The following is a 9,179-nucleotide window of genomic DNA, read 5'->3' as shown; positions in this document are numbered from 1 at the left end:
GAATGGCAAAGTAGAAGTTAATGTGGTAAATAAATATTGTCCGCCGAACGCCGATCGGTTAATATTATTTGCCGGCTCTCCACCCCCCCCAAAAAAAGAGCGCTACCCATGACACAACAGAACCCGCGGGAACTGCTCAAGCAAGGCGATCCAAAAGCGATCGCATCTAGCATCAACCGTACACTCAAACCCAAAGGCATCAACGCCGATGTGACGCGGGACAACGGCTGCCTCCACATAATTCTGGAGGCAGACAAAGTACCGGATCAAATGGTATTGGTCGATTTCATCCGCACCGGCATGACGAAGCTGGGACTCGAATCAATTCACACTGTAAAGGTTTACGGGCGTCGAACAGGTGACGGATCGCCTGCGTGGGAAGATGAAATTGATCTGATGCCTGCCGATCCCATGCCTTACCCCTTGGATAGTGGAATGCCTGACGACTCTGTAGGTTTAGATGATGTCGAGCCCGAAGGCGGAGACTATTATCAAGAAGGAGAATTCGATCGAGATGACGACGAGGAAGACGAAGACGAAGACGAAGATCAAGCCCCGCCTCCGAAAAAACAATTTCCCAAATGGGTAATACCTGTGGGTATCTTAGTACCTCTGGCGACGATCGCAGGGCTTTTCTTTACTAAAACTTTCCCCTTCGGCGACTCTAACCCAGAACCCATCGCCCCCGAAGCTGCTTCCCCCTCCCCCCAACCCTCATCTCCCCCTTCTAAAGCCGCTGTATCCTCTCCAGCCGCATCTCCAGGCACCACACAGGCAGCCTCCCCTGCACCAAAACCCGCTCCCACTGCTGCTGCGCCAGCAAGCCCAGCTCCAGTTTCTCCTGCACCAAAAGCCGCCGCGCCTAAGCCTGACTCTTGGAGGGAAGCCGTTAACACAGCTCAGAAGGCAGCAATTTCGGCCCAGAAGGCTCAGTCTCAAAATGAGTGGATCGCAGTAGCAAGCGAGTGGCAGCAAGCGGTTAAGCTCATGAGAGCCGTACCGTCAACCAGCCCAAACTATCAAAAGGCTCAGCAAAAAGCGGCAGAGTATCAGGCTAATCTGATTGTTGCCAACCGCAGGGCAGCAGCAGCGCCTTAAAAGTTTTGAGTGTTGAGTTTTGAGTTGAATACTCGATGTGCTAAAAGTCAAAAGTCAAAAGCCAAAAGTAAAAAAACTTGTTTTTACTGAAAGCTTTCTTACTTTTGACTTTTTTCAATTTTATTAAAATTTCATTTAACAATAGTCCGGACAGTTTTCAATCAACAACGGCAGCATGAGGGTTTCAGCCTTCTCAGCTAGGTCAAATGCTAACGGTAGAATGAGGGTTTCAGCCTCATTCTCAAAAACTGTCCGGAGTATTGATTTAAGCTGTCGCGCATTTAAATTGCATATTCTCCGCGGGCGGGGCGCCCACCCCACTCATTGTTTGATTGCTTTTTAACAGACAATTTCAGGGGGTTAACAAGAAAGCTGAAACCTTGACACAGAAGGGATGAGAGCTGGGTTCCCCAAAAAAGATGGGTCTACTATAGTGGCAAGTAAACCCACAAATCAAAAAAATACTAATGGAATTTAGTTACGAGCATCTAGAAAAAAAATTGGGCCGCGCCCACTTCCTGATGTTGCTGCTTCTGGCTCAACATGATTCAAGCCGAAAAAAAAGTCAAACTAGAAACAATAGCAAGAGTCTTTCCAATCTGGATAACTTGTGAAGGAAGATGCAGAAAATTACAAAGATTCTTGGATTTACGTAGCTTAACGATTAGTAGCTTATTGTGGCTTATCATCAGTTATTGCCTAGAGAAATCGGTACCCAAAAAGTCGAAACAGAAGTTATACCTAACGATTGACCGCCGCCAGTGAAAAAATCTCAACTTACTAATGGTCCTCGTGATTTGGTCAAGAAGAGCCATTCCCTTAGCCTGGATATTACTGCCCCACATAGGCAATAGTAACCAGGAGGAACAATAAAGTGTACTATCCTCAGTTTTAGCAATATTCAAAGATTATCAAATAGTGGTGCTAGGAGACCGCGAGTTTTGTTACCTAGATTTAGCTACCTGGCTTCAGACAAGGAATGTCGGATGTTGTTTAAGGTTGAAAAAAGCGACTTTTCTGGAAGTCTAAAATAAAATTTGGCAGCAATTATATCAGTTGCCAATTAAACCGGGAGCCACCTTATATTGTCAAGGGAAGAGAATCCGTAAAACCCGGCAACTTTCAGGATTTTGTCGTGGCAGCTAAATGGAAAATAAACTACCGCAATCAAAACACAAAATGGCCTTGGTATATCTTGAGGAATCAGGGAAGTTTAATCGTCGCCATCGAAGCGTATAAAAGAAGAAGGGGGATTGAAGAAATGTTCCGATACTGTAAAAGAGGGGGCTATAATCTAGAAGGCACTGGATTAAGAGAAAACCGATTTAACTCAATGATCGTGGTGATGTCTCTGGCTTATTTAAAGTCAACCCTGCAAGGAGACGAAATCAAGAGATATCAGGAAAAAAATATGTCTGTAGTCCCAAATAAGCCGGGAGAATTTACTGAAAATTCAGTACATTTTGTGTGGATTTAAATAAATAAAACTGCGTTAAAAACTGGGAACAATATCACCAATGGACTGCCGAATTAACCACTAAATCCCCCCATAAACGCCGCTTTTATAAGAGAGGTATAAGGGCGGAAACCATTATGCGCTCTACCTCGTAGCTCTCTTGTTACCCCTTCAGCGATCGCACACAGTCTCGGCGACCCCTGGGTTTTTTAGTTTGTGAACCCTGGGATGACGAGCGTTGGTGAGGAAACTTGACAAGCAGTGGCCACACAACTTTTGTTAAGCTGGCTAGATTGGGGAGTAGTTTAAAAAATTAACCCTATGAATTCACTAACTTTTTTGCAGAACATCAAGCTGACAGCGACAAGACAGGAGACTCCTGCCGAATCGGAATCTCAATAGTAAACTCTGTTCCTCTGCCTGGTGCAGAAATACACCCCAAGCTTCCCCGGTGTTTTTCCACTACAATTTGCCAGCTAATCGATAACCCAATTCCTGTGCCCTTACCGGGGGGTTTTGTCGTAAAAAACGGGTTAAATACATGGCGACGAACATCTTCCGATATCCCCGGCCCATTGTCTACAATTCGGACAGCTACACAATTGCTGCTTGTTACTTCTGTGCTAATCCGAATCACGCTAGGATTCGCTTTAATTTCTTCTAGCGATCTCTGCGTGTTCCACTCGTCAATAGCATCGATCGCATTTGCAAGTACGTTCATAAATACTTGATTCATTTCTCCCCCATAACACTCGACTTCGGGCAGGTTTGGGCAATAGTCCCGCACCACTTCAATCGAGGGGCGATCCGACTTAAATTTTAGTCGGCTCTGTAAAATCATCAGCGTGCTGTCCATGCCTTCGTGAAGGTTGACCGATCTCATTTCATATCCTTCTTGCCGTGCGAAGAGGCGCAAAGATAAAACGATTTCGCGGATGCGATCGGCTCCTAAGTACATCGATTTGAACATTTTAGGCAAGTCGTCTTTGAGATAATCTAGCTCGCTTGCTGCGATTTCTGCTTGTATATCTGGAGCCGGATTAGGATAGTGCTTTTGGTACAGGTCAATGATAGTGACCAAAGCTTTTGAATATTCCAGAGCATAGGAAAGATTTCCATAAATAAAATTAATTGGATTATTGATTTCATGGGCTACACCAGCTACGAGTTGGCCTAGCCCCGACATTTTTTCGCTTTGAATGAGCTGGCTTTGTACATGCTTGAGTTCGTGCAGGGAATTTTCGAGCTGTAGGGCTTTGTGCCGCTCTCGCGCTTCCGATGCTTGCAAAGCTGCTTGTGCAAGCTTGCGTTCAGCAGCCTCCTGCTTGAGGCGTTCGTTCGTTTTGGAAAGTTCAGCGGTGCGCTGTTCTACTCGCGTCTCTAGTTCTTGTGTCAAAACTTGTAGGTCGGCTTGCGCTCGCTCGCGCTCGGCAATTTGTGCCTGAAGCTTTTTAGTTAGATTTCGCAGATTCAGGTGTGTGATAGCCCGAGCTAAAACTTCTTCCTGTTGAAGGGGCTTAGTGATATAATCAACTCCCCCCACATTAAAGCCTTTGACTTTGCTTTCTGTATCGTCCAGCGCGGTCATAAAAATGACTGGGATATCTTTAGTTAAGTCATTTGCTTTTAGATGTTGACAGGTTTTAAACCCGTCCATCTCTGGCATCAGAACATCCAACAAAATTAAATCCGGCTGAGAATATTGCACTTTTTTGATAGCGCTAGACCCGCTGCGAGCTACCCAAACAGTGAAGCCAGATGCGCTCAAAAAATCTAATACTGAACCCAGATTAGTGGGCGTATCATCCACAATTAAAATGGTTCCTCTGTCTAAAGATTCGCTAGTCATTTTTAGTCCTCATCTAAACTGTTGAACAAATTCTACTAATTTGTCTTCTTCAAAGTTTTTGGTTAATTCAAGCAACTTATTGACAAAAGGTGCATAACGCATATCTATTGCCTTCAGCTTGCTGGCTCGCTTCTCAATACTGAGGAGTTCACCTTTCATGGCTAAATCGAACAGGACTGCAACTTCTTCCGAAGGGGGAGCAATCAGTGGTTGGTCTTGGATTTGGGAAGAGGCATCGGTGAAGATACCTTCTGAACTGAAAGTTGTTTGCTCCTCATAAACCCATTCTAAACCTAAATGGTTGCCCAAGCATTCTAATAACTTTTCGGCCCGAATAGGTTTGAGGAGAAAAGCGTTGCAACCAGCCTGGAAAATGCTGTGGGGATCGCCGGATAAAATGCTAGCAGAAGTTCCGATCGCGATTACATCCTTCAATAGAGGAATTTTTCTGATCCGCCTTACCGCTTCAAAGCCGTCCATCACTGGCATTACTAAGTCAATTATAATACAGTCCGGTTGAAATAACAGCGCTTTATTCACGCAGTCTTGACCGTCCGTTGCCTCCATTAATTCAAACCCAATGGGAGCTAAAAGATTAACTAGAACCGAGCGATTTTCCCAGCGATCGTCAACGACTAAAATTTTCTGCCGATCGCCTGAGAAACCCCTGATAATTTTTTCAGGTTCTTTTTGATACCCTTCCCAGCTTTCGGTAATAGGCAACTCTAACTCAAACCAGAAAATACTGCCTTTACCGAAAGAGCTTTGTACTTTCAGTTCGCCGCCCATCATCTCCACTAATTGGCGACTAATTGGCAGCCCTAATCCTGTCCCCTCTATTTGGCTAACTGAACCGCTGGCTTGCTCGAAGGGCAAAAATATTTTTGAGAGTTCCTCCGGCGCGATGCCAATGCCTGTATCTTCTACTTGGAAAATAAATTTCGCTGTTAGGGATTGGGGATTGGCGATTGGTGATGACAAAGATTTCTGAGTCTCCAGTCTGTCTACTTTGAAAGTAACGCCTCCTTTTTCGGTGAATTTTATGGCATTGCCGAGTAAGTTGATGAGAATTTGCCGCAACCTTTTTTCATCGGCTTGGATGCAAGTGGGAAGTGGAGTTAGCGGTTCGTAAATCAAAGAGATTCCCTTCTGTTGGGCGCGAATCTGGCAGATTTCAGTAATGCCTTGGAGAAAGTCTGGCAGGTGAAACTCGGTGAGGTAGAGTTCCATTTTTCCGGCTTCGATTTTGGACAGGTCTAGAACGTCATTGATCAGAGTTAGGAGGTGTTCGCCACACTGATGAATGATGTTAATACCAGAATTTTGTTGACTGGTTAAACCTGTGTCTCGTTTGAGGATTTGGGTATAACCTAAAATGCCGTTGAGCGGTGTGCGAAGTTCGTGGCTCATGTTGGCGAGAAATTGGCTCTTGGCGCGGTTTGCGGCTTCGGCCGCTTGCTCGGCTCGCTGTCGCTCTTGAATTTCCACTTCTAGGCTCGTATTTTTGGCTTTTAATTCCTCGGTTCGTTCTTCTACTTTGACTTCTAAAGTGTGATAGAGGTTGGCATTTTCTAAGGCGATCGCAGCTTGTCCCGATAGCATCCGCAAAACTTCTACCCGCTTCGGCGTGAAAGCGCCAGCAATCACGTTGTTTTCTAGGTACAGGATGGCAGTTAACTTACCTTGATATAGGATAGGCGCACACAAAATTGATTTTGGTTTGTGTTCGACAATGTAGGGGTCGGCGTTAAAGATTTCCTCGCGGCCCGAATCATTTAAAACGACATCTTTCTGAGTTCTGGTGACGTAATTAAGTACCGAGATAGGCACTAGCCCAGAAGTTGATACTGGTAAAGATTCTAGCACTCGGACTTGATCTTTAGTTCCCGCGACTTCTATAACAAGTTGACCCTCTTTTGATAAAATAAGCGCTCCAGTTTCAGCGCCTGCGTTTTCTATCAAAATTTTCATTAATTTGATGAGCAAGTTAGGTAGAACAATTTCGCTAGAAATGGCACTAGATGCTTTCATTACAGTTGCCAAGTCTAGCAACTCTGTTTGACCGCCTGTAATGGTCAAAGGATCAATTGTCATTGTAGGGTCGAAAGGGGTTTCAGTGACCGCAGGCGATCGCGCTATTAATTGCGGGTATTTTTCTTCTAGATCTTTAACTTTAGCTAAAGCTCCCCAGCGCATATAGGCATAATAAGCATCGGTCATGTAGGTTCGGGCAATTTTTTCTTTACCCCATAAAAAATAAAATTTAGCAGCGAGTTCGTCAGCTAGTGCTTCTTCGTTGATATACTCGTTTTCTTTAGCAAGAGCGATCGCTTTGTCGTACATCTCGATCGCTTCTACTTTTTCGCCTAAAACACGATTTTTTTCTGCCTCTACTAAATAGAATTTATGTAGATGATTCATTGGGGCATAATGCGCCCATTTTTGCAATTTTTCTTGATTAGCTTGTACTCGGTTAAGAATGTCCTGTTGGTCGGACTGCGAAGTTTCAGAATACACAGCTAGCCGTACTAGAGAATCGTAGAAATAGAAAATAACAACAGTTAGCTGCCCTGTAGATGAGCCGAAAGAACTTTCTACTTGAGGGATATTTTTTAAAGCTTCCGCGTAATTTTCAAACACATAACAAAGCGCAAGTTTGTGCAAGTATAAGTAATGAATTGCCAGTTGATTGTTGGTTTGCTGATATAGCGACAGCATTTTATCTTCGTCGTAGACTTTCCCCTTTAACTGGCATATATTTTCACTTCTTCCCATCATGTTTAAGACGGCTTGCCAACAGATTTTTGTATTATTAAGCGCTGTTTTTTGGCTGATTTTATGAAGTGCATCTGTGTAAGTTGCTATTTCTCGTTCGAGTTGCATTAGTTGCTTGCCAACAAAAAACGAGTAATGACTCCACACCATGACGGCATAGCCAGCATATTCTAAATCTCCAGTTTCCAGCCCGCTAGAGAAAGCTGACAGGAAAGGTTCTAAGGTATTTCGGACGTGTTCTTTCCAATGTTGAACGGCTGCATACACTAAGTGGCAAGTCTTGACTTCGATTTCTTTGGCATTTAACTTTGACACTAGACGTAAAGCTAATTGGCCCAACTCATAGCCCCGCTCAATATCTCCTACCGCCCCGCAAAGAAGAAGACTATATACCGCATATGCAAAGGGAGACACAGAAGCATTGCCATATTGAACGGATAAATTGACCTGTTTGCACACTGTTAAAGGCACCAGTACGGGCATCCCAGAATAGCAAGCAGAAAATATACTTGACAAAATCCTGATCGCTGCTAATTGATAAGGATCGGTCATTTCAGGGAGATCGATTAAGTCCTCAATTCGGGTTCCGCTCAAAATTGCCGCAGTTTCCCCCAGCGCCTGCCCAATATCAGATGGGTTTGGCGAGTCGGGAAACTCTACCTCCAACTGCTTTAAGACTTGCAGCCCCGTATTCAATGCTTCGACCAGCTTGTTCTGCGCCATATAAGCTTGAATCTGGACTTCGTATACTTTTACTATGTCCAATAGCGTTCTGGCGCAGTTTTGTACTATCTCAACGAATCTCTGCATTCCGTCAAAATCACCACTCAAATATGCTGATTCTGCTGCTTCCTCATGCAACCTTAATGCTAGTTCATAGCGATTGTCCCAACTATGTACCGCTAGCAGAGATAAACCTACTTGCAAATATTTGACGGCGGAATCGTGGGCTGTAGCAGCTTTCGCTTTCTGACCTGCAATCAGATTCAATTCGGCTAGTTCATATTTTTGGGATTCAGTGGTAAGTAAGTCAGTACCATAATTGAGTTGGTTAACTAAAGCGAAAATATTTTCTTTTCGGTCTTCTGGGGTTGTACTTTCCAGCAGCAGTTGACCGATTTTTAAGTGGGTCTCTTTTTTCTGCTCATCTGGAATCAAAGAATAGGCAGCTTGCTGCACTCTGTCGTGTAAAAACTTGTAGTCAACTTTCACATCAGTTAAGGTAAAACCGCCCGATTCTTCCTGACTAAACACGAGGGGAATTTTGTATTCATTGCTCAAAGGTAAAATCAACCCAGCTTGAAGTGCGGCCCACAATTGCGCCGCCGTGACTAAGGATGATTCCTGATTGACAATCGCCAGAACTTCTAAGTTAAAAGTGTTGCCAATACAAGCAGCAAATTTTAATACTTTTTGTGTATCTTCCGGCAATTTGCGTATGTTTCTAGCAATCAGTTCGACAACATTGTAATCGGTGATGCCGATCGCTTGAATTTGCTCGATATTCCATTGCCAGACGCCAGAATATAAATCATAAGTCAACAAATCTTCTTGATAGAGAGTTTTTAGGAGTTGACTTATGAAGAAAGGATTGCCCTGCGTTTTATTAAAAAGTAGAGACGCGAAATTTCGCGTCTTTACAGATAGGGATTCCGAACCGCCAGATTCATTTAAAGTATCCGCAATTAATTCTTCGACATGAACCAGGTGTAATGGTTGAAGGACAATATTATTCACCGTCGCACCAGTTTGGCGAATCTTGTCAATTGTTTGAATCGTCGGATGAGTTGGAGAAACTTCGTTATCTCGATATGCCCCAATCAGCAATAAATACTTGCTATCAGAATCAGTTATTAGCAATTCAATTAATTTTAACGATGCTGAATCCGCCCACTGCAAGTCATCGAGGAAAATAACTAAGGGATGGTCAATAGTCGTAAATACGCCAATGAATTGTTTAAAGACGCGACTGAAACGGTTTTGAGCTTCAGTTGCCCCTAG

Annotated in this window: 4 protein-coding genes; 2 read left to right on the top strand and 2 right to left on the bottom strand. The window is 43.9% G+C overall.

Features of this window, described 5'->3' with window-relative positions:
* Positions 1–108: 108 nt before the first annotated feature.
* Both QUA38_RS13135 and QUA38_RS13130 read left to right on the top strand, forming a co-directional pair.
* Complete coding sequence (locus tag QUA38_RS13135) at positions 109–1,098, top strand: hypothetical protein (protein WP_333162395.1); 990 nt, start codon at positions 109–111, stop codon at positions 1,096–1,098.
* 1,135 nt (positions 1,099–2,233) lie between these two features.
* Positions 2,234–2,575: a hypothetical protein gene (locus QUA38_RS13130; RefSeq protein ID WP_333162393.1), complete on the top strand. Its 342-nt coding sequence runs from the start codon at positions 2,234–2,236 to the stop codon at positions 2,573–2,575.
* Between the two features lie 328 nt (positions 2,576–2,903).
* On the opposite strand, the gene QUA38_RS13125 is transcribed toward QUA38_RS13130, so the two are convergent.
* Both QUA38_RS13125 and QUA38_RS13120 read right to left on the bottom strand, forming a co-directional pair.
* Positions 2,904–4,403: a response regulator gene (locus QUA38_RS13125; protein WP_333162391.1), complete on the bottom strand. Its 1,500-nt coding sequence runs from the start codon at positions 4,401–4,403 to the stop codon at positions 2,904–2,906.
* A 9-nt stretch (positions 4,404–4,412) separates the two neighbouring features.
* Positions 4,413–9,179, bottom strand: a 4,767-nt coding sequence (locus tag QUA38_RS13120) for an ATP-binding protein (protein ID WP_333162389.1), incomplete at its 5' end; no start/stop codon positions are given.

The sequence above is a fragment of the Microcoleus sp. Pol12B4 genome (genome assembly GCF_036701385.1).
Lineage (GTDB): Bacteria > Cyanobacteriota > Cyanobacteriia > Cyanobacteriales > Microcoleaceae > Microcoleus.
The sequence above is the reverse complement of the archived record's forward strand: the minus strand, read 5'-3'. Positions and strand labels throughout refer to the sequence as shown.